The 26,657-nt window shown below is 64.4% G+C and carries 21 protein-coding genes; 13 read left to right on the plus strand and 8 right to left on the minus strand.

The window, feature by feature from the left end; all coding sequences use genetic code 11:
- Positions 1-2 precede the first annotated feature (2 nt).
- From I6F21_RS07685 to I6F21_RS07695, 3 genes are all read right to left on the minus strand, one after another.
- A complete protein-coding gene (locus I6F21_RS07685) occupies positions 3-632 on the minus strand; it encodes a hypothetical protein (protein WP_074447514.1) in 630 nt (209 codons plus the stop codon).
- Entirely contained in the window at positions 629-1,672 is a 1,044-nt protein-coding gene (locus tag I6F21_RS07690; protein WP_225139641.1) for a TAXI family TRAP transporter solute-binding subunit, read from the minus strand. Before I6F21_RS07690 ends, I6F21_RS07685 begins: the two co-directional genes overlap by 4 nt.
- A gap of 62 nt (positions 1,673-1,734) precedes the next feature.
- Positions 1,735-3,354: a hypothetical protein gene (locus I6F21_RS07695; protein ID WP_225139642.1), complete on the minus strand. Its 1,620-nt coding sequence runs from the start codon at positions 3,352-3,354 to the stop codon at positions 1,735-1,737.
- A gap of 1,078 nt (positions 3,355-4,432) precedes the next feature.
- Here I6F21_RS07695 and I6F21_RS07700 point away from each other — a divergent pair.
- The 4 genes from I6F21_RS07700 (at position 4,433) to I6F21_RS07715 (ending at position 8,186) form a co-directional block, all read left to right on the plus strand.
- Positions 4,433-5,092, plus strand: a complete 660-nt coding sequence (locus I6F21_RS07700) for a hypothetical protein (RefSeq protein WP_225134175.1) — start codon at positions 4,433-4,435, stop codon at positions 5,090-5,092.
- 441 nt (positions 5,093-5,533) lie between these two features.
- The gene (sulP, locus tag I6F21_RS07705; protein WP_225127480.1) at positions 5,534-7,273 is read left to right on the plus strand and encodes a sulfate permease; all 1,740 of its coding nucleotides are present in this window, start codon (positions 5,534-5,536) and stop codon (positions 7,271-7,273) included.
- A gap of 191 nt (positions 7,274-7,464) precedes the next feature.
- The gene (locus I6F21_RS07710; RefSeq protein WP_225139643.1) at positions 7,465-7,896 is read left to right on the plus strand and encodes a pyridoxamine 5'-phosphate oxidase family protein; all 432 of its coding nucleotides are present in this window, start codon (positions 7,465-7,467) and stop codon (positions 7,894-7,896) included.
- Positions 7,897-7,910: 14 nt separating this feature from the next.
- Positions 7,911-8,186, plus strand: coding sequence for a hypothetical protein (locus I6F21_RS07715; protein ID WP_225139644.1), 276 nt, complete (start codon positions 7,911-7,913; stop codon positions 8,184-8,186).
- Between the two features lie 157 nt (positions 8,187-8,343).
- Here I6F21_RS07715 and cax read toward each other — a convergent pair whose 3' ends face one another.
- Entirely contained in the window at positions 8,344-9,447 is a 1,104-nt protein-coding gene (gene cax / locus I6F21_RS07720) for a calcium/proton exchanger (RefSeq protein WP_225139645.1), read from the minus strand.
- Between the two features lie 428 nt (positions 9,448-9,875).
- Here cax and I6F21_RS07725 point away from each other — a divergent pair, with 428 nt between their 5' ends.
- On the plus strand, positions 9,876-11,264 hold the full coding sequence (locus tag I6F21_RS07725; RefSeq protein WP_036004335.1) for an MFS transporter: 1,389 nt from the start codon (positions 9,876-9,878) through the stop codon (positions 11,262-11,264).
- Positions 11,265-11,268: 4 nt separating this feature from the next.
- Here I6F21_RS07725 and I6F21_RS07730 read toward each other — a convergent pair whose 3' ends face one another.
- Positions 11,269-12,873 (minus strand): B12-binding domain-containing radical SAM protein, encoded by a 1,605-nt coding sequence (locus tag I6F21_RS07730; protein ID WP_225139646.1) that lies wholly within the window; start codon positions 12,871-12,873, stop codon positions 11,269-11,271.
- A gap of 356 nt (positions 12,874-13,229) precedes the next feature.
- Here I6F21_RS07730 and I6F21_RS07735 point away from each other — a divergent pair, with 356 nt between their 5' ends.
- The 7 genes from I6F21_RS07735 (at position 13,230) to soxA (ending at position 19,259) form a co-directional block, all read left to right on the plus strand.
- Positions 13,230-13,679: a (2Fe-2S)-binding protein gene (locus I6F21_RS07735; RefSeq protein ID WP_036004329.1), complete on the plus strand. Its 450-nt coding sequence runs from the start codon at positions 13,230-13,232 to the stop codon at positions 13,677-13,679.
- A 12-nt stretch (positions 13,680-13,691) separates the two neighbouring features.
- On the plus strand, positions 13,692-15,878 hold the full coding sequence (locus I6F21_RS07740) for a molybdopterin cofactor-binding domain-containing protein (RefSeq protein WP_225139647.1): 2,187 nt from the start codon (positions 13,692-13,694) through the stop codon (positions 15,876-15,878).
- Positions 15,879-15,982: 104 nt separating this feature from the next.
- Positions 15,983-17,254 (plus strand): NAD(P)/FAD-dependent oxidoreductase, encoded by a 1,272-nt coding sequence (locus I6F21_RS07745; RefSeq protein WP_225139648.1) that lies wholly within the window; start codon positions 15,983-15,985, stop codon positions 17,252-17,254.
- The gene (gene soxX, locus I6F21_RS07750) at positions 17,247-17,693 is read left to right on the plus strand and encodes a sulfur oxidation c-type cytochrome SoxX (protein ID WP_036004323.1); all 447 of its coding nucleotides are present in this window, start codon (positions 17,247-17,249) and stop codon (positions 17,691-17,693) included. The genes I6F21_RS07745 and soxX overlap by 8 nt, the downstream gene beginning before the upstream one ends.
- Before the next feature lie 5 nt (positions 17,694-17,698).
- Positions 17,699-18,166, plus strand: a complete 468-nt coding sequence (locus I6F21_RS07755) for a SoxY-related AACIE arm protein (protein ID WP_036004321.1) — start codon at positions 17,699-17,701, stop codon at positions 18,164-18,166.
- Positions 18,166-18,483, plus strand: coding sequence for a thiosulfate oxidation carrier complex protein SoxZ (soxZ, locus tag I6F21_RS07760; protein WP_036004317.1), 318 nt, complete (start codon positions 18,166-18,168; stop codon positions 18,481-18,483). Before I6F21_RS07755 ends, soxZ begins: the two co-directional genes overlap by 1 nt.
- Positions 18,480-19,259, plus strand: a complete 780-nt coding sequence (gene soxA, locus I6F21_RS07765; RefSeq protein ID WP_225139649.1) for a sulfur oxidation c-type cytochrome SoxA — start codon at positions 18,480-18,482, stop codon at positions 19,257-19,259. The genes soxZ and soxA overlap by 4 nt, the downstream gene beginning before the upstream one ends.
- Positions 19,260-19,312: 53 nt before the next feature.
- On the opposite strand, the gene I6F21_RS07770 is transcribed toward soxA, so the two are convergent.
- The 3 genes from I6F21_RS07770 to I6F21_RS07780 form a co-directional block, all read right to left on the minus strand.
- Positions 19,313-20,980: a regulator gene (locus I6F21_RS07770; protein ID WP_225183003.1), complete on the minus strand. Its 1,668-nt coding sequence runs from the start codon at positions 20,978-20,980 to the stop codon at positions 19,313-19,315.
- A 10-nt stretch (positions 20,981-20,990) separates the two neighbouring features.
- Positions 20,991-21,689 (minus strand): isochorismatase family cysteine hydrolase, encoded by a 699-nt coding sequence (locus tag I6F21_RS07775; protein WP_225139651.1) that lies wholly within the window; start codon positions 21,687-21,689, stop codon positions 20,991-20,993.
- Between the two features lie 327 nt (positions 21,690-22,016).
- Positions 22,017-22,970: a hypothetical protein gene (locus I6F21_RS07780; protein ID WP_057026814.1), complete on the minus strand. Its 954-nt coding sequence runs from the start codon at positions 22,968-22,970 to the stop codon at positions 22,017-22,019.
- Positions 22,971-23,133: 163 nt separating this feature from the next.
- Between I6F21_RS07780 and I6F21_RS07785 the strand changes: the two genes are divergently transcribed.
- Complete coding sequence (locus tag I6F21_RS07785; protein ID WP_225139652.1) at positions 23,134-26,610, plus strand: indolepyruvate ferredoxin oxidoreductase family protein; 3,477 nt, start codon at positions 23,134-23,136, stop codon at positions 26,608-26,610.
- The last annotated feature ends 47 nt before the right edge of the window (positions 26,611-26,657 follow it).

Consider the following 26,657-nt stretch of genomic DNA (forward strand, 5'->3'; position numbering starts at 1 on the left):
CATCACCTTCCCGGTCTGGCGACGCTATGTGGCCATTTGCATGCAGCCGCCATTCTCTTGCGCACGTTCTCGAATCCGCTGAGCAGGAACTGTCCGTCTTGCACCTGACCAGTGCGGGCGAAAAGGCGCACGACGATGTGACCCTCGTCGGGTAGCGCGTTCAGCAACTTTACGACGTCGCCCCCGAAAGCGACGCCGGAGCCGAATGACGGCGACGCCGCCGCGAGTTGCATCGGCGTGTCCGCATTCAGCCGAAAGGAGATGACGTATTCGTTGGCGCTCCGTGACAGCGCCGGTCCGGCGACCGTGACTTCCGTTCGGCCTTTGCGGCAGTGGATTGCGAGTTGCATCGTGGCTCCATCCGAGCCGCCAACCGAAAAGGTGGTGGCGGTGACGACGGGTGAATAGTCGACCGGCGAGGTGGTCTCGCTGATCAGCCAGCCGCCGTCTGACGCCCGCCGCCCGGGCGGCGGAATCTTACGTGAAAGTTCTTGCAGGCATTCCAGCCGGCCCCGCCCTTCCATCGCCGAACAAGCCCGAAGTGACTCGACGGCATCGCCCGTGTCTTGCGCGTAAGCGATTCCGCAGGCTACGTTCAAGGCGACGGCGAACGGAGGAACGGCACTCTTCATGGCCTCGCCTGTACGCTGCGTGCCTTGCGATCCAGCCATTCCTGCGCAGCCGGGAAGCGGGTGAGCCCGGGGACGGACGCCGCGAGATTGATGGACTGCCATTTCGGATCGAAGCCTGGTGCCTGCAGGCGGTCAATCCGCGAGAACAGGTACTCGACGAGGCGCGCCACGCGTTGATAGCGGTTTGAGCGTGGCGGCCAGTTGAATGCAACGAGAGCCGTCGGCACGGCAAGAGTCGCAACCCGCTCACCCTGTTTGATCAGATTGGGATACTCGTTGGCGTTCAAGGTCGCCGGCAGATAATAGTCCTCGAACTTCCTGTCGTAATGGACCGGCAGGAACTTGAATCCAGCTTCCCAGCGGCCTCGCACGAAGGCGTCCACGGGTTTCGACGTGATGAACACGACGGCCGACATCTCCCCCTTGCGCATCTGTTCCAGGGCAAGCTGATGCGGAATGAACGTCTTGTCGACGTCGATGCCGAGGCGGCTGAAGATCAGCGGACCGGAATAGGCGGCTGCGGTGCCCTGAGTATTGAAGTTCACCTTCTTGCCGGCAAGGTCCTGCAGGCTCGTGATCTCCGGCCGCACGAAGATGTGCAACTCGGACGGAAACAGATTGAGCAGATAAGTGATGCGGCTTTGGATCTGCGGAACCTGAAGCTTGTACTCCTCGAGCGCGTCGGAATTGATGATCGCCGTATCGACACCACGCAGATAGAGCAGCGCATTCAGATTGTCGGTGGCGCCCCGGGTGACGATCGGCAGGAGATGCAGCTCTGCTCCGTCGTCGACGACACGGGCCATTTCTGCCGCGAGGCGGATCGGCGCGCCCTCGAGCAGGCCGCCCGCGAGCCCGACGGTCCAGGCGTTCATCCGGCCCTTTTCGCTCTCCTGAGGGAGCGGCCGTCGGAGCATTTGTGCATCCGCCTTGGCCGATCTTGCGGTTTGTGCTTCCAGGCAAGTCGTTTGAAGCAGCACGGCAATCGGCACCAGCGCGGTGAGCACGAGCGACGAGAGCGACCTTGGCAGCTTGTTCATGTCGTTCCTTTCCGGATCGCCCACCGTCACCACCCTTCCCGGCATGAATGCAAAGCCCACTCTCAGTGATGCAATGCATCCAGTCGTTCCTTGGCTCCGCGGATGCCGCTCCTGTGTGCCTTCGCGTAGAGCTCGCGCGCCTTGGCCGCCTCGCCGCGCGTTCCATAGGCACCCCAAGCCGACAGAACCGCCGGATCATATGTCTCCGCGAGCATGAAGGTCGCCTGCGCACTGTTCTTCTCAGCCGCAAGCTCGAGCACAATCCGCGCTGCACCGATATTGCCCTGATCGAGCAACGCTCTGGCACGCGGGATCAATCGGGCCTCCACCTCGTCCTGGCCTGGATTCGTCGGCGGCTCCGTTGCGGTCACGTTCTGCGCCGTCGACAAGGTCGGGCCGCCGTTTCTTTGCGCCGCCGGGGCGTGCTGATCGATAAGGCGCGATACCGAGGCGATCTCGCTCTCCCTGGCTTCAGTCCTGCTCCGCTCCCGCTCCAGCGACTGTCGCAGTTCGGCGATCTCCCGGTTCGCTGCCTGTCTCTGCTGCGAGGCTGCATCGTTCGCCTCGCGCAGATGCCCGTTCAGCGATTCGATGACGCCGCGCGTTTGCGCAAGCTTGCTCTCCAGCGCGGCAGCATGAGCCTGGGCCTCTTCGAGGGCACGGCGTTGTTGCTCGGCGTTCGCCGTTGCCGACCGCGCGGCGTCCTCTTGTTGCGCGAGGGCTGCGTTCCTTTCGCGCTCCTGCTGCAAGGACTGCCGCAATTCCGCGATCTCCCCGCCCACCGCCTCGCTTTGCTCCGCCGTCGCACCGTCGGCCGTAGCCGATCCGCCAGTCATGCCGGCAAGCTCGCTCGCGAGGGCGGCGGCGCGTGACTGCGCCTCGTAGCGTTCTTGCTCAGCGCTTGCCGCTATCGCCTGCGCGGCGCTCACTCGCTTCGCCAGGACGGCGCTCTTTTCCCGCTCCTGCTGCAGGGACTGCCGCAGTTCAGCGATCTCCCACGCCGCCGCATCCCTCTGCTGTGCGGCCACCTCGTCCGCCTCGCGCGCCTGCGCGATACGAGCCTCTACTTCGCGGCGGGTTCCGGCAAGTTCGTCCGCGAAGGCGGCGCTGCGGGCTCGCTCAATTTGAAGAGACTGCCGCAGCTCCTCCGTGGCAGTTTCCGCTGCATGCGTGCGCTGGACCGCCTCTTCGAGCTCCCTGCGCGCGCCGGCCAGTTCACCGGAGAGCGCGTCACTGCGCCCGTCGGCGTCGAGCCGTGGTGGCGGGCCCGCCGCGCTTGCGGAGACCGCCTGAATCGGGGCCTCGGACATTTCGCTCTGAAGGAGTGCTGGCGATCCGGTCGCGAAGTCAGGCCGCTGGTCGAGGCCGGCGGCGCTCCCGCCGTCGATTCGAGTTGTTTCGGCAGTCGGTTGTGCGTTGAACGGGTCGAAAGCACCGAGCAGGGTCACCCCAGCGAAGATAAGGGCGACCAGAACGACAGCTGCAATGAGCGAACTACCCGTCTCCTCCGGATCGATATCCTCGGTCTCACCCCACCAATGGGTCCGTGAAGAGCGGAGCGCTGAGCCGTCCTTTGCGCCCCATCTGCCCGTCTCGGGCGACCCGTGACCGAGCTCCTCCGCCGCATCTTCTATTCGGGTGCTTTCTCGGTCCCTGGGTGCAGTATCGATTGATTGGCGCATGCATCACGCCTCTCTCAAGAGCAACTCCAATGGAGCGATCGCCCAGCCTGTTCGCATGGTTTCGGCACCCGATCAGAACACGCGTAGATAATGTGTTGCGGCGCGGCGACACGCCCAAATTAAATATAGCAATTAACTCAAATACATATAATTTTGACCATATTCAAAAGTCAAATTAAATATGCTCGTCGGATGCCGTTAAACACCTCATACATCGCATGGAATATAGGGCTGGCGCCCCGAATCTGCGTATCTGACCATGTTCTCGTCGCGTCTAGGCATGGAGGAATGACCATGCGCATTGCATTGCCGTATTTGGGAATTGGCGTCTGTTTGTCTGTTGCCAGCTGGTTGGTGCTCGGGCTTGTGCTCTAGCAGCGGTTTTCCGTAAGAACTCGGAATCGAACTGGGGTGGTCGCGCAAAATCACCGATCCAACGGCGCTTTGATCTTTGGCATGTTCCGATCGCGGTCGGCGACGTCCCTGCCGCGCGTGTCAATCAAATTTCATGAACCTTTGCTATGGTCATCAACACTCATAGGTTTAAGTCCATTCTGTTTCTTGGCCCAGCTGTTCATTTCCTGACAGTCATAGTTTAGGGCGCGTCATGAGTACTCGTGGTCAGTGCGACCGTATTGCGATTCTGCGTCAACGTGTTTTGTCGCTCAGCTCTCAACTGACGGAGCTTCAGAACCTTCGTACCCGCCTGGAAAAGGCTGAGGAACGACGAATGCGCAAACGTTCAAAAGTTACTGGTAGCTTGGCGATGCGGCGCCGATCTTGGCAGTAGGCGAGTCGACAGCCGAAGCCCGCGTTGGGAGCGCCTCAAATTTCGAGGATCGTAACTCCCGGATGCGGGTCCTTCACTTGCCTCATCGCGCCCATGCCCGTTACACACCCAGGCGTGTCCCTTCAGTTGTTCTCGTGCCACCACAGCTGGCTCGAGATCGCCGAAACGGCCCGGCTTGACCGCATGAGTGCGCTCGTAGTGTTTTGGGCCTCGCGGGTGCGATACATCACGGGAGCGGTGATCCCGGTGGATGGGGGGTTTGCGGTATCAGTTCTAGGAATTCATGCGATGCGTTCGACATTGAAGAGCGTGAGGGTTGGGGTCGGTCTCTTGATGCTCCTCGCCGCAGTTCACTTGACCTCCGCCGCGTTCGGCGAGGACAAGCAGAGCGCCGGCAGTCGAGATGAGACTGCCGCCTTCGATCCCATCCGGTTTGGAGGCAGAACGGATTTCCAGGTCTCAGCCCTCGCCGAGGTCCCACGGCAGGTGGCGCGCGCAGCACAACGCGAAAACTGCGACGTCGAAAAAGGCATGAAAGAGATTCCGCTTCGCTTCTTGGTCGAGAGAGAGCGCCGTTTCGTCCTCGTATATTGTCAGTGGATCGTGGGAAGTCATCTCGTCTTCGACCTTAAGGACGCGCGCCATCCGAAGCTCGTCGCGTTTCCATTCTTCGCACAGAACACCGGGTTCGGCACCACGCCGCGGCCGGGCCTCATCACCTGGCGAAAGGAGGCCGGCGTGTTCGAGGCTGAGACCGGAACAGACATGTGTCCGAGCTCTCGCCTTCGTCACGTCTACCGCCTGGGAACGACCGAAGGCTATACCAGTGGCACCAGCAGCTTCGTGCTCGTCCGCGTGGATGTCACGGCGCGCGGCTGTGGGGGTGACCAGCCGTGGTCGACGGTGTGGCAAGCACCGAACTGGCCGGAGTCGATGATCGTGCGGTGAGGACGAACGTGAGGGATGGCCAGGTTATCGCACATGACTTGGCCGGTGCGCACGCCTCGTCCTTCGAGACGGCGCTTACGCGCCTCCTCAGGATGAGGCTAATCGGCGTCAGTGTCTTCCGAGACTGCAGCCACACACTCCCTGCTCAGGAGCCCGCCTGAGCGGGCGTCGCGAAGGATGGCACAGAAAAAGGCTCTCGGCCCTTCGGTGGATGGCGGGTTGCGGTATCAGGTCTAGGAGCGAAGGCTCTCGTCCCAAGGATTGCTGCGCCGCGGAATAGTCGGGGTTACGGCAACGTTGATTTGCGTCAAGCGAGTGGTCGAGTCGTTGCGAGATCGTCGCGCGCTATCGGCGAGCCGACACGTGACTGCAGATATCCGTGTTGATCGTCTGTTGACCGGCGATCGCTTCGCATGGCGACCGGCCTTTGGAGTGCGCGCGGTGAACGTTTGGACGCGTTGGGTGCCCGGGATCGATACGCTTCGGTACTACGAAGCGGCCTGGCTTCGGCATGATGTCTTCGCAGGTCTCGTGCTGGCGACCATGCTTGTCCCGGTCGGAATTGCCTATGCCGTGGCGTCCGGTCTGCCGGGCATCCACGGCCTCTACGCGACCATCGTCCCGCTTCTGGCCTACGCGATGTTCGGTCCGAGCCGCATCATCGTGCTCGGACCGGACTCGGCGCTGGCAGCTGTCATCCTCGGCGTCATCGTCCCCCTGTCCGGCGGCGATCCGGTCCGCGCCGCAATGCTTGCCGCCATGATGGCGCTCGTTTCGGGAACGGTGCTCATTGTGGCCGGCATCGCACGGTTAGGGTTCGTGACGGAGCTGCTGTCCAAGCCGATACGGTACGGCTACATGAACGGGATCGCGCTGACCGTTTTGATCAGCCAGTTGCCAAAGCTGCTCGGCTTCTCGATCGAAAGCGAAGGACCGCTGAGAGACCTATGGGCGATCGCCGTTGGGATCGGTGATGGCAAGATCAATTGGGCCGCATTCGCAGTCGGATTTGGTACGTTGATCGTCATCCTGCTGCTCAAGGACAGCAAGCGACTGCCGGGAATCCTGATTGCCGTCGTCGGAGCGACCCTTGTCGTCTCACTCCTTGATCTGGGAACTGGTTATGGTGTGAAAGTCTTGGGGCCACTTCCACAAGGTCTGCCGGCCTTCTCCATTCCCAGGATCGGCTATGGCGATCTGATCCCCGTGCTGGCCGGCGGCTGCGCCATCGCTCTGGTCTCGTTCGCCGATACCAGCGTGTTGTCGCGAACCTATGCTGCTCGTCTGGGCGACAAGGTCGATCCGAACCAGGAGATGGTGGGCCTCGGCGCGGCCAACCTGGCGACCGGCTTTTTCCAGGGCTTCCCGATCAGCAGCAGTTCCTCGCGCACGCCCGTTGCCGAAGCCGCCGGCGCCCGCACCCAGCTCACATGTGTCGTCGGCGCGTTTGCGATCGCGTTCCTTCTGTTGGCTGCGCCAAACTTGTTGCAGCACCTGCCGAATGCCGCATTGGCCGCCGTGGTGATCGCAGCCGCAATCGGCCTGATCGAGATCAGTGATCTCAAACGAATCTACCGGATCCAGCGCTGGGAATTCTGGTTGACCGTGCTGTGCTTCGTGGGCGTAGCCGTGCTCGGCGCAATTCCCGGAATCGGCCTCGCCATCGCGGTCGCCATTGCCGAGTTTCTGTGGGACGGCTGGCGTCCGCACTCCGCAATTCTTGGGCGGGCGCAGGGCGTCAAGGGCTATCACGACATCACGAGATATCCCGATGCCCGCCTGATACCCGGACTAGTGCTGTTCCGCTGGGACGCGCCGCTGTTCTTCGCCAATGCCGAGTTCTTCAAGGAACGTATTCTGGCCGCGGTCGAGCAATCGCCGACACCCGTGCGCTGGCTGGTCGTCGCCGCTGAACCGGTCACGAGCGTCGACGTCACCGCCTGCGACACAATTGCCGAACTGGACGAGGCGCTCCACGTCAGGAGCATCGAACTTTGCTTTGCCGAGCTGAAGGATCCCGTGAAGGACAAGCTGAAGCGGTTCGGGTTGTATGCGCAGGTCGGCGAAGCCCAGTTCTTTCCGACCATCGGCTCGGCCGTCTCGAGCTACCTCCACATCAACAATGTCGAATGGGAGGACTGGGAGGATCAGGTCGAGGTCGGTCGTCACGTCGGGTCTTGACGAGCCGGCCAGCGCGACAACCAGCGCAGGGCCGCACCTGCGGCCATTTTCGGCGAGCATGGCGGCCAACCGCCAGACCGCCGCCGGCAATAAGCGAGTCATTGCTGAACCGCGGGCGCGCACTTCGTGCCCGTCTTCGGGGAACATGGGCCCAATCCAATCGTTGCCTCCGCTCCACTGGAGGAAAGTTCATGCCCAAGAAATCGCTCGCCGAAATCTCAAAGGAAATGGCCGGCATCGACATCGCCATTCTCTCGACGCACACCGAGAACGGCGAGATTGCCAACCGTCCGATGAGCAACAACGGCGACGTCGCCTACGACGGCACCTCGTACTACTTCACCTACGAACAGGCGCGAACGGTATCGGACATCCAACGAAATCCCAAGGTAGCGCTCGGATTCTCATCGGAGGCGGGCCTATTCTCGAAGGGAATCTACCTCGCGGCCGAAGGGACTGCCGAGCTGATCCGCGACAAGGCCGCCTTCCAACAGCATTGGACCAGCGACCTCGACAAGTGGTTCGACAACGGCATCGATACGCCGGGCATCGTCCTGATCAAGGTCAAAGCCAAGCGCATCACTTATTGGACGGGCCGCGAAGAGGGTGAGGTCGTGATCTGACCGACGCGGTGATCGTGCGCCGATTCCTCGATTGGTTCTTCAGGAGCCGCGAAACCGGTGCCATCACCATCGCGCAATGGCCTAACCTCATCCTATGGATCGTGATCGTCGCGGGCCTTCTGCTTTGGATCTGGCCTTCCGCGGGAAGAGCCAGCGTCGCCCTGACAATCGTCTTGAAAGGCGGACTGATGATTTGGGGCGCCGACGAGATCATCCGCGGCGTGAATCCCTGGCGGCGCTGCCTCGGCGCTGCGGTCGTCGTCTACGAGCTCATCACGCTTGTGCCGTAAGGTGGGTTCGACGAAGCACGCCTAACCTTCGTGGTTTGCTGCTCCCTGCGCATCGCGCCGCCATGCACCCGGGCTGACGCCGACGATCGCGGCCTGGAGCCGGCATTTTCTCGTACGACCAATAGCCTACCGGAGCGAGATCGAGGGGCACCGAACTTCACCCCTGCCCCGCCGGCGGGACCACGTAGAGCGTCAGCGCGAACACCGCATAGATGAAGATCAGCAGGGCGCCGACGAACCAGGCCGAGCGCCCGCTGGCCGTGATGAAGGCCGACGTCACCGTCGCGATCATCATCATGGTGACCGCGCCCGGCCAGAACTGCAGGTCCATCGGCTTCGGCCCCACGACATAGCTGAGCAGCACCAAAGCGGGTGCGACGAACAGCGCGATCTGCGAGGCGCTGCCGAGCGCAATGCTGACGGCCATGTCGAGCCGGTCCTTGCGTGCCGCGGCGAAGGCCACCGCGAATTCCGCGGCGGCGCCGACCAGCGAGACGACGATGAAGCCGACGAAGGCCGGGCTCATTCCGAAGGTTTCCGCCGCCTTCTGCACCGATTCGACGAAGATCTCGCTGACCAGCGCGACCAGCACGGTGACGACCAGCAGCGTGCCGACGGCTGTTCCGATCGGCCAGTGCGCCTCCTTGTCGCCGTCGCCGTGACCGGCGCTTGCAAACAATTCCTTGTGCGTTCGCAGCGAGAACAACAGGCCGAGCCCGTAAGCTGTGATGAGCAGGACCGAAATGCCGAGGCTGAGCTTGTTGAGGATGCCCCCGCCCTGCGGCAGGTGGTCGAGATCGGCGACCGCCGAAGGCGCAAGCAAGGCGACGGTCGCCATCAGCAACAGGCCGGACGAAAGCCGCGCACCGGCGCGGTTATATTCCTGCACATGATAGCGCAGGCCGCCGAGGAGCAGGCAGGCGCCCAGCATGAACACCGCGTTGGTGACGATCGCGCCCGCAATCGAGGCCTTCACCAGCATGTACTGGCCGGCGCGCAGCGCCGTGATGGCAATGATCAGCTCGGTCAGATTGCCGAGCGTTGCATTGAGCAATCCGCCCACGGCATCGCCGGTCTTGGCGGCAACCGCCTCGGTGGCGTGGCTGAGCAGCGCCGCGAGCGGAACGATGGCCAGCACCGCGAGCACAAACAGCAGCGTATGGGAATGCGGCGCCACCGCCTCGGCCACCAGCACGATGGGCACGAAGGCCAGCATCCAGAGCAAAGGGGTATTCCGGATTTCCCTGAGCAAAGTCTGCATGTGGCCGCCCTTCCATCGATGCGCTGATGGAAAGGTCAGGCGGCCGCGCAGGTCGAGTGTTGATCTGTCTCAAGGTCGGCGTGGTGGAGGCGGCGCGCGCAGGACGCGCATGCGGCCTGCTCCCGACCGCTCGCTGGCACGCTGGCATCCTGCCAGTGTTTTGCCCGACGGGTCAACCTGATCGCGGCTGCGACCGCCGTTTGCGACACGGCGGGAAAATGCCTTGTCGATCAAAGGGCCTTCTACTGTGCATGGGGTTGTTTTTCGACTTTCTTCATTTGGCCTCGCCCTGCGCTCGCAGCGCAGCCGCATCGCCTGACCTTCGCGCATACACAGCATGCAAGCTTGCGCCTGTGGAAGCCGGCGCCTCCGTAGTACATGCCGAACGTCCCCCATGGCTACGCCGCCGGAGCAGCGCGCCAACAAAAATGACGATCACGTTACCTGCCGCCGCGCGCGAGCCCGACAATCCCACCGCCGACGGTCTTCCGTCGACGCAGCGGCGCTGGGCGGTTGCCGCAATCTTCACTGCGCTCGCGATGGCCTCGCTCGACACTGCCATTGCCAACATCGCCCTGCCGGCCATCGCCGCCGACCTGCACGTCACGCCGGAGCAGTCGGTCTGGGTCGTCAACGTCTACCAGATCGCGCTGGTGGCGACGCTCTTGCCGCTCGGGGCGCTCGGCGAGATCGTCGGGCACCAGCGCATCTATCTCGGCGGCCTGATCCTGTTCACCATTGCCTCGCTGTTTTGCGCGGTGGCATGGTCGCTCGACAGCCTGTTGCTGGCGCGCACGCTGCAAGGGCTGGGCGCGAGCGGCATCATGAGCGTCAACACGGCGCTGGTGCGCTTCGTCTATCCCGGCCGCATGCTCGGCCGCGGCTTCGGTCACAACGCGCTCGTGGTCGCGACCGCCTTCACCTTCGGACCCTCGATCGCCTCCGCCATCCTCGCCTTCGGACCCTGGCCGTGGCTGTTCGCCGTCAACATCCCGTTCGGCCTCATCGCCATCGGCATCGGCTTTGCCATGCTGCCGAAGACCCCGCGCGCCGATCACGGCTTCGACTTGCTCGGCGCGATCCTGGCCACCGCCTGCCTCGGCCTGTTCATCACCGGCATCGGCAGCGCCGCGCACAATCTGTCGCCATTCGTGGTCGGCATCGAGCTGGTCACAGCCCTCGTGCTCGGCGTGATCCTGACCCGCCGCCACGCCGATCATCCCGCGCCGATGCTGCCGATCGACCTGTTCGCCAGGCCGATGTTCGCGCTGTCGGCGGCAACGGCGGTGTGCTCCTTCGCCGTCCAAGGCCTCGCCTTCGTCTCGCTGCCGTTCTATTTCGAGGATGTGCTCGGCCGCTCGCAGGTCGAGACCGGCTTCTTCATGACGCCCTGGCCGCTGGTGGTCGGCATCATGGCGCCGATCGCAGGCCGCCTCTCCGACCGCCATGCCGTCGGGCTGCTCGGCGGCATCGGCCTCGTCCTGCTGGGTCTCGGCATGGCGCTGCTCGCGACACTGCCGCCCAATCCCGCCATTGCCGACATCATCTGGCGGATGGTGATCTGCGGCATGGGCTTCGGCTTCTTCCAGGCGCCGAACATGAAGGCGGTGATGGCAAGCGCGCCGCCGCACCGCAGCGGCAGCGCCTCCGGCATCGTCGCGACCGCGCGCCTAACTGGGCAGACCACTGGCGCGGCGCTCGCCGCCGCCTGCTTCGCACTCGCTGGCCACGAGGGCGCGACGCTGGCGCTGGCGCTCGGCGCGGGCTTTGCCGCGCTCGGCAGCGTGATGAGCTTCCTGCGGCTCGCGGTGAAGTAAGGCCTCAGGCCGCCGTCACGCCGACAGCCACAGGAGAGACGGCCTCGTTGTCCAGCGCGGCCAGGCGCTGGTCGATCGCCGCGATGACCTTGCGCGAGTACGGTCCGAGATGCGCATAGGCCGCGATCATCTGCACGGCGATGCGTGCGGACGACGTGTCGCGCTTGGCGCAGTTCATGAAGGTCTGCCAGAGCGGCCCCCGCGCCTCAGGAAGCGCGGACACCACCTTGTGCACGGTCTCCATGGCTCCGAGCTTGGAGCGGATATCGCCTTCGGCAAGCTCGGAACGCTGCCTCGACCGGTCGAGCAGCGTCATCAGGCGGTCGACACGTGCTGCATAGGCCGCCGGGCTGTAGATGTGTTCCAGCACCCGCTTGTAGTCCGTCAGGATGTCGCGCAACGGGCGGACCGGATCGAAATTGATGCCCGCCGTGCACTGATCGGCGCCAATCGTCGGCGCCACGTCGTGCCCGGAATGCAGCCGGCCTTCGCGCTCCAGCCGGCGCGTGAGCTGCGTGTTGGGCAAGGCATAGAGCAGGCCGACCATGGCGACGGGGATTGCCGCCTCCTCGATGAAGTCGATCATCGCCTCCGCCATCGAGACCTTCTCGTTGTCGAAGCCAACGATGAAGCCCGCGGTGACGAGCATGCCGGCGGCGTAGATCTTGTGGATGCTCTCGGCGATGTTGCGCCGCGTGTTCTGCTTCTTGCGCATCGCGACCAGCGTCGCCGGGTCCGGACTTTCGATGCCGACGAAGATGCCGAAGAAATTGGCCGCACCCATCAGCTCCAACAGCTCCGGGTCGTCGGCGAGATTGACCGAGGCTTCCGTGGAGAATTCGAACGGATAGCCGTGCGTGCGCTGCCATTCGGCGAGCTTCGGCAGGAACTGCCGCAGCGACTTCTTGTTGCCGATGAAATTGTCGTCGACGAAGTCGAGATGACCGCGATAGCCCATCTTGTAGAGCGTCTCGAGTTCGACGAACATCTGCTCGATCGTCTTGGTCCGCGGCACGCGCCCGTAGAGCTCGATGATGTCGCAGAATTCGCAGGTGAACGGACAGCCGCGCGAATATTGCACACCGAGATAGAGATAGTCCTCGAACTTGAGCAGGTCGAAACGCGGCACCGGCGTCTTGGTGACGTCAGCCTGGAACTTCGGTGCGGTGAAGAGGCCGGATCGCGCGCCGCTCTCCCAGGCCGCGATGAATTCGTTCATGACGCTCTCGGCCTCGCCGAGCACCCGGAAATCGGCCCGTTCATAGATATGGGGGCTCGAGGTGGGGTCGGGTCCGCCGACCACGACCGGCTTGCCGGCAGCGCGGCAGAGCTCGATCAGACGCAACGTGTCGGCCTGCTGGGGCAACATTCCGCCGGTGAAGACGACGTCGGCCCAGGCGAGATCCTCCTCCCCGAACGGCGCGGTGTTGCAATCGACCAGCCGGACGGTCCAGCTCTCGGGCAGCATCGCGGCGACGGTGATCAGGCCCAGGGGGGCGGCCGGGCGCTTGACGCCCAGCACTTTGCAGGATTCGCCGAAGGTCCAGAAGGACTCTGCCGAGAACAGCGGGTAGAGCATCAGTACGTTGCAGGGACTCGGCACGTTCATGGAACTCCTTTTGCGTCGGCGCAGTGTACCAAAGCGCCCGCGACTTGCACCCCGGCAATAGGGACAAACTGTCGCCGCAGCGCAAGCCGCGCGGGGCCCTGGAACCGGCATTCACAGCCGGACGTCGCCTCAAGCCGCGGATTGGCGCCCTCGGAACAAGGCCTCAACCCGAATCGATTGCGAAGGGATGAGCCAAAACGGCGTCCCGGTCCATACCCAGAGCGGGGGCCATGCGCCCTGGTCGCGCTCGGTTTGTTGATTTGAACCTCGGACTGTTGATTTGAACCGTTCCAGTTTGCCGCACACATTGCGCCCCTGAGTTCAATCGGTGGATTGGGCCAATCAGGGGACTTGCGATGGCAAACCTAACAATCAACGGAAAACCCTTCACGCTCGACGTCGAGCCGGATACGCCGCTGCTTTGGGCGATCCGCGAGAATGCCGGCCTGACCGGCACCAAATACGGTTGCGGCATTGCACAATGCGGTGCCTGCACGGTTCACCTCGACGGCGTTGCGATGCGCTCCTGCGGCATCTCGGTCAGCGAGGCCGAGGGCAAGCAGATCACCACCATCGAGGGGCTCGCCTCGGGCAATACGCTGCACAAGGTGCAGGAGGCCTGGATCGCCCAGGACGTGCCGCAATGCGGCTATTGCCAGAGCGGCATGATCATGGCGGTGGCCGCGCTCTTGAACGAGAAGCCGAAGCCGACCGACGCCGACATCGACGAGGCCATCACGAATATCTGCCGCTGCGGCACCTTCCAGCAGGTGCGCGAGGCGATCCACACGATCGCGAGCGCGTAAGGAAATCCCCACATGAACAAGCATATATCGCCGCGGCTCAACCGCCGCGCCTTCGTCATCGGCACCGCTGCGGTCGGTGCCGGCCTTGCCATCGGCCTCGACCTGCCCTTCGGCGGCCCCGCCGTGGTCCGCGCCGCCGACGGCTCGCCGGAGATCGGCGCCTGGGTCGTGGTCAGGCCCGACGACACCGTGGTGATCCGCATCGCCCGCTCGGAGATGGGTCAGGGCTCGCTGACCGGCCTCGCCCAGCTCGTTGCCGAGGAGCTCGAATGCGACTGGACCAAGGTCACGACCGAATATCCGACGCCCGGCCAGAGCGTCGCGCGCAAGCGCGTCTGGGGCGATTTCTCGACCGGCGGCAGCCGCGGCATCCGCTCCTCGCAGGACTATGTCCGCAAGGGCGGCGCCACCGCGCGCGTGATGTTGATCCAGGCCGCAGCCGACGCATGGAAAGTGCCGGCGTCCGAATGCAGGGCCGCGAACAGCATCATCACCCATACGCCCTCGGGCCGGACCACGACCTATGGCAAGGTCGCCGAAGCTGCGGCGAAGCTGACGCCGCCGGCGGACGTCAAGCTGAAAGATCCGAAGGACTGGAAGCTGATCGGCAAGGGCGTCAATCGGCTCGACACCGCCGACAAGACCACCGGCGCGATGATCTACGGCGTCGACGTCAAGCTGCCGGGCATGCTGAACGCTGCGATCAAGGACTGCCCGGTGTTCGGCGGCAAGCTGAAGAGCTTTGACGAAGCCAAGATCGCCAACATGAAAGGCGTCAAGAAGGTGGTCAAGGTGGGCGATACCGCGGTCGCGGTCGTTGCCGACACCTGGTGGCACGCCAAGACCGCGCTGGAGGCGCTGCCGATCGTCTGGGACGAAGGCGACAACGCCAAGGTCTCCAGCGAGTCGATTGCGAAGTGGCTGGCCGAGGGCCTCGACAATGCGCAGCCGGCCTATGTCGGCAACAAGAACGGCGACGCGAAGGCCGCGATTGCCAGTGCGGCCAAGAAGGTCGAAGCCGTCTACTCCTATCCCTACCAGAACCACGCCACGATGGAGCCGATGAACGCCACCGCGCTCTACACGGCCGACAAATGCGAGGTCTGGTGCGGGACGCAGAACGGCGAGGCGGCGTTTGCAGCGGTGCTGGAAGCGTCCGGCCTGCCGGCCGAGAAGTGCGACGTGCACAAGGTGATGCCAGGCGGCGGCTTCGGCCGGCGCGGCCAGACCGACTATGTCCGCCAGGCGGTCATGATCGCCAAGCAGATGCCGGGCACGCCGATCAAGCTGCTGTGGTCGCGCGAAGAGGACATGGCGCACGGCAGGTATCACCCGATCACCCAGTGCAAGATGACCGGCGCGTTCGATGCCAACAACAACCTGATCGCGCTGCACTACCGCCTGTCCGGGCAATCGATCCTGTTCTCGCTCCGCCCCGAAGCGTTGCAGAACGGCATGGATCCCGCGGCATTCCAGGGCGTCGCCCAATCCGGCGAAGCCGCATTCGGCTATTCGGTGCCGAACCTTCTGGTCGAGCATGCGATGCGCAACCCGCACGTCCCGCCCGGCTTCTGGCGCGGCGTCAACGTCAACCACAACGCGATCTACATGGAATGCTTCATGGACGAGCTCGCCCATGCCGCAGGCCAGGACCCCCTCGAATTCCGTCGTAAGCTGATGGGCAACCACCCCAAGCACCTCGCGGTGCTCAATGCGGTTGCCGAGAAGATCGGTTGGACCACGCCGGCGCCGCAAGGCGTCTATCGCGGCATCGCGCAGGTGATGGGCTATGGCAGCTATGTCGCCGGCGCCGCCGAGATCTCGGTGACAGAGGGCAGCAAGATAAAGGTGCATCGCATCGTCGCCTCCACCGATCCGGGCTACGTCGTCAATCCGGCGCAAGTGGAACGGCAGGTCGCCGGCTCCTTCGTCTATGGCCTCTCCGCGCTGTTCTACGGCGGCTGCACGGTGAAGGACGGCAAGATCGAGCAGACCAACTTCGACACCTACAACTCGATGCGCATCAACGAGATGCCGAAGGTGGAGGCGGTGATGGTGCCGAGCGGCGGGTTCTGGGGTGGCGTCGGCGAGCCGACCATCGGCATCGCGGCGCCGGCGGTGCTGAACGCGTATTTCGCCGCGACCGGCAAGCGCATCCGCCATGTGCCGCTGCGCGACCAGAACATCACCTTCGCGTAAAGCATGATCCGGAGAAGCGTGGAGCGGTTGTCCGAAAAGATCATGCTCAAAGGACAAATCGCGGCGGCCGTATCGGCCGCCGCAGCATTTTCCGGACAGGTCTCATGAATGCGCCGGTGACGCGGCGGAATGCCGTCCTCGGCATCGCCGTCGCGGCTACATCGCTCGCCGCCCCTTCGATCCTGCGCGCGCAATCGGCGGGCCGCGTCGTCGTGGTCGGCGGCGGCTTCGGCGGCGCGGCTTGCGCCCGCGCGCTCGCGCGCGCCGATGCTAAATTGCAGGTCACCCTGATCGAGCCGAACCAGACCTACATCTCCTGTCCATTCAGCAACGAGGTGATCGCGGGCCTGCGCGAGATCGAGGCGCAGCAGTTCGGCTATGACAAGCTTGCCGCCGGGGGCATCAGCATCGTCATCCAGGCTGCGACGGGCATCGACACGCAAACGCGTCGTGTGACGACGGGGGATGGCACCACGTTCGGCTATGACCGCCTCGTGCTCTCGCCCGGCATCGACTTCCATCTCGAAGCCCTGCCCGGCTACGACGGTGCCGCGCCGGAGACGATGCCGCACGGCTGGAAGGCCGGCGCGCAAACGCTTTTGCTGCGCCGGCAATTGGAAGCGATGGCGGACGGCGGCACGATCGCCATTGCAATCCCGGCCAATCCTTCCCGGTGCCCGCCAGCGCCCTACGAGCGCGCGAGCCTGATCGCGCATTACCTGAAGTCGAGAAAGCCGCGGTCGAAAGTTCTGATCCTCGATGCCAAGGACGCGTTCTCTCAGCAGCGGCTGTTCGAGAAAGCGTGGAAGGAGCTCTATGGCGACATGATCGAGCGCGTCGCACTGTCGCAAGGCGGCCGCGTCACCTCGGTCGATCCGACGATGCGAACCATCGTCACGGAGTTCGGCAACTACACCCCTGACGTCGCCAACGTCATCCCGCCGCAGCGCGCGGGGCGCATCGCCGCCATCGCGGGCGCTGCGGACGCGACGGGCTGGTGCCCGATCGATCCCGTCACGTTCGAGTCGAAACTCGTTTCGAACGTCCACGTCATCGGCGATGCCTGCCTCGGCGGCGGCATTCCCAAATCAGCATCCGCTGCGAGCGCGCAAGGCAAGGCCTGTGCTGGAGCGATCATGAATCTCCTTGCAGGCCGCGCACCGGAGGCGCCACGCCTGACAGGCGTCTGCTACAACGTCGTCGCGCCCGGTTACGGCTTTTCGCTGGCCGGCAATTACGAGCCCAGGGGCGACATCTTCGCCGAGGTCGAGGGCGGCGCCACCAGCCCGGTCGACGCGCCGCGCGAATTGCGCGCCCGCGAGGCGGACGAGGCCGAGCGCTGGTTTGAAACCATCACGGCGGACACCTTTGGCTAGAGCACCGATCCATATCGCAGCGCTGATTTCTGCCAGCCTCGCCTGCAGCGCGAGCGCGGACGAGCTCGTGCCCTACACAATCGTCGGCGACGGCATTCCCGCCTCGCTCACCGGCTCGCCCAGCGATGCCACGCGTGGGCGCGCGCTGGTGCTCGCACGCACGACGACCTGCATCCTCTGCCATTCCGGCCCATTTCCGGAAACGCGGTTCCAGGGCGACCTCGCGCCTGATCTTGCCGGTGCCGGGAACCGGTGGTCCGCGAGCCAGTTGCGGCTTCGACTGGTCGATGCCTCGCGCTTCAATCCGGACACCATCATGCCGTCCTATTATCGCAACGACGGCCTCGTCCGCGTCGGACGCAACTTCGCCGGCAAGCCGATCCTGTCGGCTGCGGAGATCGAGGACATCGTGGCTTTTCTTGCAACGCTTCGGGACTAGGTTTCATGCCAACCACGCGACGACAATTCTTGAACCTCGCCGGAGGCGTGACAGTCGCCGGCACGGTCCCGATCGTGACGCTGCGGCCGCTTCAAGCGACGCCGGCGATGCTCAACGCTGCGATCCGTAACCTCGTCGGCGAAGCCCAGCTTCGCAGCGGCAGGATCAGGCTCGACATTCCGCCGCTGGTCGAGAACGGCAATACGGTGCCGATAACTGTCAGCGTTGCAAGCCCGATGACGGCGGACGACCACGTCAAGAGCATCCACGTCTTCAACGAGAAGAACCCGCAGCCGAACATCGGCAATTTCTATCTTGGTCCCTCCTCCGGCCGAGCCCAGGTCTCGACCCGGATCCGGCTCGCCGACACCCAGAAGGTGGTCGCGATCGCGCGCCTGTCCGACGACACGTTCTGGCAGGTTGCCGCCGATGTCGTCGTGACGCTGGCGGCCTGCACCGAGGAGATGAACTGATGGCCGCCCTCATCAACGTTCCCTCGAAAGCCAAACGCGGCGAGATCATCGAGATCCGCACGCTGACCTCGCACATCATGGAAACAGGATTCCGCCATACCGCGGACGGCAAGCTCGTGCCGCGCGACATCATCACGAGCTTCATCTGCCGCTACAACGGCGCCGAAATCTTTCGTGCCGACCTGTTTCCGGCGATCGCGGCGAACCCATATTTGTCGTTCTTCACGGTGGCCAAGGAGAGCGGCAAGTTCGAGTTCGAGTGGATCGGCGACAACGGCTATTCGTCCACCGCATCGGCATCGATCAGGGTCGAATGATTGTTTGGCGCGCGATAGCGGCGGCGATATTCCTCGTCACAGGCCCAGCCCTGCTCGCCGCAGAGATCCCGCCCGATGCGCGCCGCTCCGGCTATGCCTTCATGGGCCCGGACACCCGGGCGATGCAGGACGACGACACCGCCAATCCCGGCATGCTGTTCGTGCTCGACGGCGAGCAGCTGTGGAAGAAGAAGACCGGCAGCGCCGACAGGGCATGCGCCGATTGTCATGGCGATGCGCGCACCAGCATGAAGGGCGTCGCGGCGCGTTATCCTGCCTTCGACAAGGCCCTCGGCCGTCCCGTCACGCTCGACCAGCGCATCAATCTCTGCCGGGCCAATCATCAGCAGGCGACGCCGCTACCTTACGAGACCCGCGACCTGCTCGCATTGTCCGCCTTCGTCGCCCACCAGTCGCGTGGCAATCCGATCACGGCCGGCGACGATCCGCAGCTCAAGCCGTTTGTCGACCAGGGCCGCGACCTCTTCATGCAGCGCGAAGGCCAGCTCAACCTTGCCTGCACCAACTGCCATGACGACAATTTCGACAAGCGCCTCGCGGGCGCTCCGATCACGCAAGGACAGCCGACCGGCTATCCGCTGTATCGACTGGAATGGCAGACGCTGGGCTCGCTGGAGCGACGGCTGCGCAGCTGCATGAGCGGTGTCCGCGCCCAGGCCTATGATTACGGCTCGCCCGAGCTGGTCGCGCTCGAGCTCTATCTGATGTCGCGCGCGCGCGGCCTGCCGATGGAAACGCCGGCGGTGCGGCCCTGAAACAGCAACGGCCGGACCATCCGCCCGGCCGTTCCGCAACAATGAAGCCGGGCCTACTCCGCCGGTGCGGCCGACATCTCCGGATGCGCGGCATAGTGTTCGCTGGCGCCGAGCTTGCTGGCCGCGAACAGGCCGGCGGCCATCACGGCGTAGGCCAGCGCGACCGTGGGGGTCACGCCAAAGCCGCGGCCGATGCCGACGGCCTCGCCATGCATGAAGCCGAAATAGGTCAGGATCGCCCCGACCAGCGCAAAGGCGGAGGCCTTCTCGAAATCGCGCTCGATGATGAAGACACCGATAGCGCCGAGGATGAGGCCGCCGAGGATGGAGCCGCCGCCCATGACTTCGAGGCCGTGATAGAACACGCCCTGCTGCGGCAGCGCCGCCACCGCTGCGGTCTTGACCGCGTCGGCCTTGTCGGCCGCCATCCCGCCGACGGTTGCTGCCGCAGTCATGGTCGAGGCCAGCATCGTATCGATCTGGAGCTTGGCCCAGGCGGCAAGGTGCGGGGTCAGTGCCAGCACGATCGCAGGCGCGTGCTTGACCGGCGTGGTCTGGAACGCCTGCGCGCCGATCAGCATGCCGATGTAGAGCAGGATCGGAGAGATCGCGACCACGGGCACCAGCGCCAGCAGCACCGAGATGATGCCGAACCAGGACAGCACCACCACCATGATGCCGGTCGCAGCCGAATAGCCGATTCGGCCGCCCATCGCCTTCCAGCCGGGATGGCCGATATAGACCGCGTTGATGAAAGGATTGCCCATCAGGCAGCCGATCAGGCTGACGACGCCGTCGGCGGTGAGCACGCGCGTGGTCGGATAGTCGTCGCCGGCCGCTTCCGCGCTCTCGACATTGTCCATGGCCTCGACGAGGTCGTAGATGCCGAACGGAATGGCGGTGACCAGGATGATGCCGAGGAATTCAAAGCCGGAGAAGACGTAGCCAAGCGCCGGGATCGGCACCGAGAAGCCGAAGTTCGCAAAGGCCGCACCGACGCCCGCGATGCTCAGGCCGCCGAGGCCGAGCCCGAACAGGTTCGAGCCCCAGGCGATGATCATGCCGGCCGCGATTGCGACGAGGCCCGCGGGAATGCCGCGCCAATACTTCACGCCGCCGAACCAGCTCACCAGGATGATGGCGAAGCAGACGAGACCGATCTGCGGCGTCATGTACATCTCTAACGCTGGCCGCATCGAGATGAAGGTGACGGAGACCCCTGCGAGCGTGCCGAGCAGCGCCGCGCGCGGCGTGATCTTGCGGATGAACGGCGCGATGAAGCCGCCGATCATCAGGATGAAGCTCTGGAAGAATACCCAGACGAGGCCCGCCGACCACCCCTTGAGCGGATCGCCGGTCTTGAGCGTGATCGGCAGCATGATCACGAAGGTCACGATGAACATGTGCGGCACGCTGACGCCCGACGGCAGCGCGCAGACGTCGTTGCGGCCGGTCTTCTGGGCCAGGCGATAGGCGAGATAGGCGTAATAGAAGGTGGAGAGACACATCATCAGCCCGAGCGCGGGCAGGATGCGGCCGAACACGAGGCTGTCGGGCATCTTCAGCACGAAGCGCAACAGGCCCGTGAGCACCAACATGTTGACGAGGATGTTGGTGCCGAAGCCGAACAACGCGTTCCAGTCGCCCGACGTCCATAGCGCCGGCTTGAAGTCGGACTTGTTCAGATCAGAACTGCCGGCCGCCCCCGTCAATGTGCTCATGATAGTACCCCTATGTGGTCGAAACCTTCATTGCCTCCAGAACTGCGGCTGAATCCGCGACCCAACCGAAGATGCCGCCCTGGGCCTTGATCATCTTCAGGCCCATCTCGTGAAACTCGGGGAAGTAGGACGCGCAGCCGTCGGCGATGACGACGCAGCGATAGCCGCGGTCGTTGGCCTCGCGCACCGTGGTGTTGACGCACACTTCGGTGGTGACGCCGCACACCAGCAAATTCTCGATGCCGTATTTTTCCAGGACCTCGCCGAGCTCGGTCGCGTAGAACGCCCCCTTGCCGGGCTTGTCGATCACGATTTCGCTGTCGAGCGGATAGAGCTCGGGAATGATGTCGTGGCCGGCCTCGCCGCGAATGAGGATGCGGCCCATCGGACCGGGATCGCCGATGCGAAGGCTCGGCGCGCCGCGCTCGACCTTGGCCGGCGGCGCGTCGGAGAGATCGGGCAGATGCCCCTCGCGCGTGTGAATGACCAGCATGCCGGTGTCGCGCGCGGCCGTCAGCACCGCGCCGATCGGCTTCACCGCGCGCGCGAGCTGGCTGACGTCGTTGCCCAGCGTCTCGCCGAAACCGCCGGGCTCCATGAAGTCGCGCTGCATGTCGATGATGAGGAGCGCGGTGGCGGGCCAGTCGAGCGTTATCGGCTCAGGCTCGGCGCTGACGACGCCCCTTGTCGGCTTGGCTGAGTTCAACATGACGGCCCCGCGAGAACTCTCCTGAGCGGGAGTTCTGCAAGCGCCGTGCCATTGTGTACAATTGCGGTTGAGCGCGGGTAGCGAGGGAATTTGTCGTCTGGTCAGAAGGTTACGCCGGCGATCGGCGTCTGCTTATTCCCTGTGCGACGGCTTCGCGCCGTGCATCTGCTTAAAGGATGAGCGGCCTCCGCTCGTCATTCCGGGGCGACGCGAAGCGTCGAGCCCGGAATCCATCGGGCGGCAGTGCGCGAGGTGAGATGGATTCTCTGATGCGCAATTGCGCATCATAGCTCGCGCTGCGCGCGCCCCGGAATGACGGGAGTGGGACTACCGCCCCGCCCCATACAACTGCCGATGCTCTTCCTCATACGGGGCGTAAGACTCCTTCAGCGTCGCCATGTTCAGCAGCATGGCCGCCACCATCGTGCCCGCCTTGTCGAACACGCGCGTCTTGACCCAGGCGCTTTCGGTGCGGCGGCTGCCGGACAGCGCGACCACTTCGCGCTCGACCTCGTATTCCTCGCCCTCGAAAAGTGGACCCTTCAGCAGGCGGATCTCCTGGTCGGCGAACAGGCCGACGGCCGGGCCCTTGGCCGGCAGCGGATCGTCCTTGGAGCGGTACTGGAACAGCACGCTCAGCATCTCCATCGGGATGATGGGCTTGCCCCACGGATTATCCGCGCCCGAATAGTACGGCGAGCTTTCGGTGATGACGGCGAGCTTCTGCCTCAGCGAGAACGGATAGAGGTCGCCCATGTTCTGGTCGAACGCCATGCGCACCGACTGCCGCTTGCTGGTCTGCGCCACCTTCACATCGCGCAAGATCACGGGATCAGTGAGCGGCTTGAGCTCGCCAAGGCGCGCCTCGAGCGCCGTTGCAACCGGCAAATCGCCGACTGATGCCGTGCCGCGCAGCACCTCAGTGCCGTCGCGCTTGACCATCTGGATCTGGCACTGGCGGGTGCCGGGCAATGGCTTCGCCAGGATCGCCTGCACCTCTTCGCCCTCGTAGCAGACGCTGCGGTAATGTGCTGAAAGGCAGCCTATCTCGAACCAAGCCTGCCCCCACAGCCGCTCGCCGAGCGGAGCGAACTGGCTGAAATGCGTCGGGCCCTCGATCGTGCCGCCCTTGAAGCCGAGCTTCTGCGCGGTGGCGTCGTCATGGATCGAGGCGTGCGCGTCATAGGTCTGCGCCTGCAGCATCTGGCGTGGCTGACGCCACGGCCCGATCAGGGCCTCGGCCGTCTCCGTGATCTCGGTGTCGAATGCGTTTGCAGTCATGGCGCTCTCCGCGTGCAAGCCATGACTAGCAGGAGCGCCACGGATGCGGCCAGCGATATTGACTTCGCTGGCCCATCCTTTTGACTGTCACAATTCGCATCGCGCAGCCGCGATTCCTCCCGCAGCGCAAACCTCCCGCCGAACGAAAGACGAGGACTTCCGAATGACGCTGTTGCAGGTCGAGCTGGACGACAAATACCGGCTCGAATCGAAGCGGATCTTCCTGTCCGGCACACAGGCCCTGGTCCGCCTGCCCATGTTGCAGCGCGAACGCGACCGGCTTCAGGGCCTCAACACCGGCGGCTTCATCTCGGGCTATCGCGGTTCCCCGCTCGGCATGTACGACCACGCGTTGTGGCGGGCGAAGTCGCACCTTCAGCAGCACGACATCGCTTTCGTCCCTGGTTTGAACGAGGACCTCGCCGCAACTGCGGTCTGGGGCAGCCAACAGGTCGGCCTGTTTCCCGGAGCCAAGGTCGATGGCGTGTTCGGAATCTGGTACGGCAAGGGCCCGGGCGTCGACCGCTCGGTCGATGCGCTCAAGCACGCCAATGCCGCCGGCACCTCGCGCAACGGCGGCGTGCTGGCGCTCGCTGGCGACGACCACGGCTGCCAGTCCTCGACGCTGGCGCATCAGAGCGAGCAGGTGTTCGCGGCGGCGCTGATTCCCGTGATCAATCCTGCCACGCTCCAGGACTATCTCGACCTCGGCCTCTACGGTTTTGCACTGTCGCGCTTCTCGGGCTGCTGGGTCGGCTTCAAGGCGATCAGCGAGACCGTGGAGAGCTCCGCGTCGATCTATAGCGACCCTGAACGCATCCAGATCGTGGTGCCCGACGATTTCGAGATGCCGCCCGGCGGCCTCAACATCCGCTGGCCCGATCCGCCGCTCGAGGCTGAGAAGCGCCTGTTCGGCCCCAAGATGGCCGCGGTGCAGGCCTTCGCCCGCGCCAACCAGCTCGACCGCATGGTGCTAGATTCCAAGCCTGCGCGGCTCGGCATCGTCGCGACTGGAAAAGCCTATCTCGACCTGCGCCAGGCGCTCGTTGATCTCGGTATCACCGACAAGGACGCGCAGGACCTGGGCCTTCGCATATACAAGGTCGCCTTGACCTGGCCGCTGGAGGAAAGCGGCGCGAAACGTTTCGCTGAAGGTCTTCAGGACGTGCTGGTGGTCGAGGAGAAGCGCGGCTTCATCGAAGACCAGCTGATGCGGATCCTCTACAACGTCGATGCCTCAAAGCGCCCGACCGTCACCGGCAAGCGCGATGAGCGCGGCGCACCGCTGTTGCCGAGCGAGGGCGAGCTGACGCCGACCATCGTCGCTGGCGCGCTGGTGGCGCGCTTGCGCAAGCTCGGCCATCACAGTCCCGTGCTGGAGCAGCGCCTCGCCAGGCTCGAGGCCTTCGACAACCCGGTGACGACCAGCACGCCGATCAAGCTCGCGCGCACGCCGTTCTTCTGCTCGGGCTGCCCGCACAACACCTCGACGCGGGTGCCCGAGGGCAGCCGCGCCATGGCCGGCATCGGCTGCCACGGCATGGCGCTGAGCATGCCGACCCGCCGCACGGATCTGATCTCGCATATGGGCGCCGAGGGCGTGAACTGGATCGGCCAGTCGCCCTTCACGAACGAGAATCACATCTTCCAGAATCTCGGCGACGGCACCTACACGCATTCCGGCCTGCTCGCCCTTCGTGCGGCTTCGGCCGCCGGCATCAACATCACCTACAAGATCCTCTACAACGACGCCGTGGCGATGACCGGCGGCCAGCCCGCCGAAGGCGCCTTCAACGTCGCGCAGATCGCCCATCAAGTCTGGGCCGAAGGCGTCAAGCGGCTTGCGATCGTCTCCGACGATCCCACAAAGTATCCGCAAGGCGGATACTTCCCGCAAGGCGCGACCATCCACCACCGCCGCGAGCTCGATGCCGTGCAGCGCGAGCTGCGCGATATCAAGGGCCTAACGGTCATCATCTACGACCAGACCTGCGCCGCCGAGAAGCGCCGCCGCCGTAAGCGCGGGCTCTATCCCGATCCCGCCAAGCGCGCCTTCATCAACGAGCTCGTTTGCGAAGGTTGCGGCGATTGCTCGCAGGCCTCGAACTGCGTCTCGGTGCAGCCGCTGGAGACCGAATTCGGCCGCAAGCGCCAGATCGACCAGTCGAACTGCAACAAGGACTTTTCCTGCGTCGAGGGCTTTTGCCCGAGCTTCGTCACCGTCCATGGCGGCTCGCTGAAGCGGATGAAGACCTCGGCTGTGGATTCCGGCCAGCTGTTCGCGGATCTGCCGCTGCCGCCGGCGCGTGAGCTGGACGGGCCCTACAACATCCTCGTCACCGGCATCGGCGGCACCGGCGTCATCACCATCGGTGCCCTGCTCGGCATGGCTGCCCATGTCGACGGCCGCGGCTGCTCGGCGCTCGACTTCACCGGCCTGTCGCAGAAGAACGGCGCGGTGATGAGCCATGTCCGCATCGCCCCAAAGCCGGAGGACATCTCCGCCGTCCGCATCACCACCGGCGGCGCCGATGTCATCCTCGGCTGCGACATGATCGTCTCCGCGGGCCCGACGGCGCTGAGCCGCGCCGAGCGCGGCGTGACCAAGGCCTACATCAACGCTGATCTGCAGCCGACCGCGAGCTTCGTGCAAAACCCCGATCTCGATTTCGAGATGGGCGCGATGCAGACCGTGCTCCGCGACGCGATCGGCGACAACAACCTCGACATCATCGACGCAACAGGCATTGCCGCGGCACTGATGGGCGATTCCATCGCCACCAATCCCTTCATGCTCGGCTTTGCGTTCCAGAAGGGCGCGATCCCGCTGTCGCTGGAGGCCCTGCTCCGCGCCATCGAGATCAACGGCGCTGCGATCGAGATGAACAAGCTCGCCTTCACCTGGGGCCGGCTCGCTGCCCACGACATGTCGCGCGTGCGCAGCGTGCTCCAGTTCAAGGCAAGAGCGTCCGCGCCTGCGAAATCGCTCGACGATATCATCGCGACGCGCGCCGAATTCCTGACCTTCTATCAGGACAAGGCCTATGCCGACCGCTACCTCGCAGCCGTCGCCAAGGTGCGCAAGGCGGAGAGCACGGCTTCGGCGGGGTCAACCGAGCTCACCGAAGCGATCGCAAAGAACCTGTTCAAGCTGATGTCCTACAAGGACGAATATGAAGTCGCCCGGCTCTACACCGACGGCAGCTTCGCCAAGAAAGTCTCGGAGAAGTTCGACGGCGACTTCACGCTGAAGTATCACCTCGCACCGCCGATCTTCGCCAAGCGCGACAAGACGACCGGACATCTGCAGAAGCAGGAGTTCGGCAGCTGGATGATCCACGCCTTCCGCGTGCTCGCCAGGCTCAAGTTCCTGCGCGGCAGCGTGTTCGATCCGTTCGGCCGCACCGGGGAGCGCCGGACTGAGCGGAAATTGATCGCGGATTATCTGGCGATGATCGACCAGCGGATCACAGGGCTGAAGCCGGATCAAATCCCGCTGCTGGCAAGGCTTGCGCGCGTGCCGGAGACCATCCGCGGCTTCGGCCACGTCAAGGAAGCCAACATCAGGCTGGCGGCGGCCGAGACGGCGCGGCTGGAAGCGGAGCTGGAGAACAGCCGCTTTGCCGCCGCGGCGGAGTAGAGGCTAGGCGCCAGCCCCTCTCCGCGTCAGCCACACACTCGCTGTCA

It is taken from the genome of Bradyrhizobium sp. NBAIM03, from assembly GCF_020194055.1.
Taxonomy (GTDB): Bacteria; Pseudomonadota; Alphaproteobacteria; order Rhizobiales; family Xanthobacteraceae; genus Bradyrhizobium; species Bradyrhizobium yuanmingense.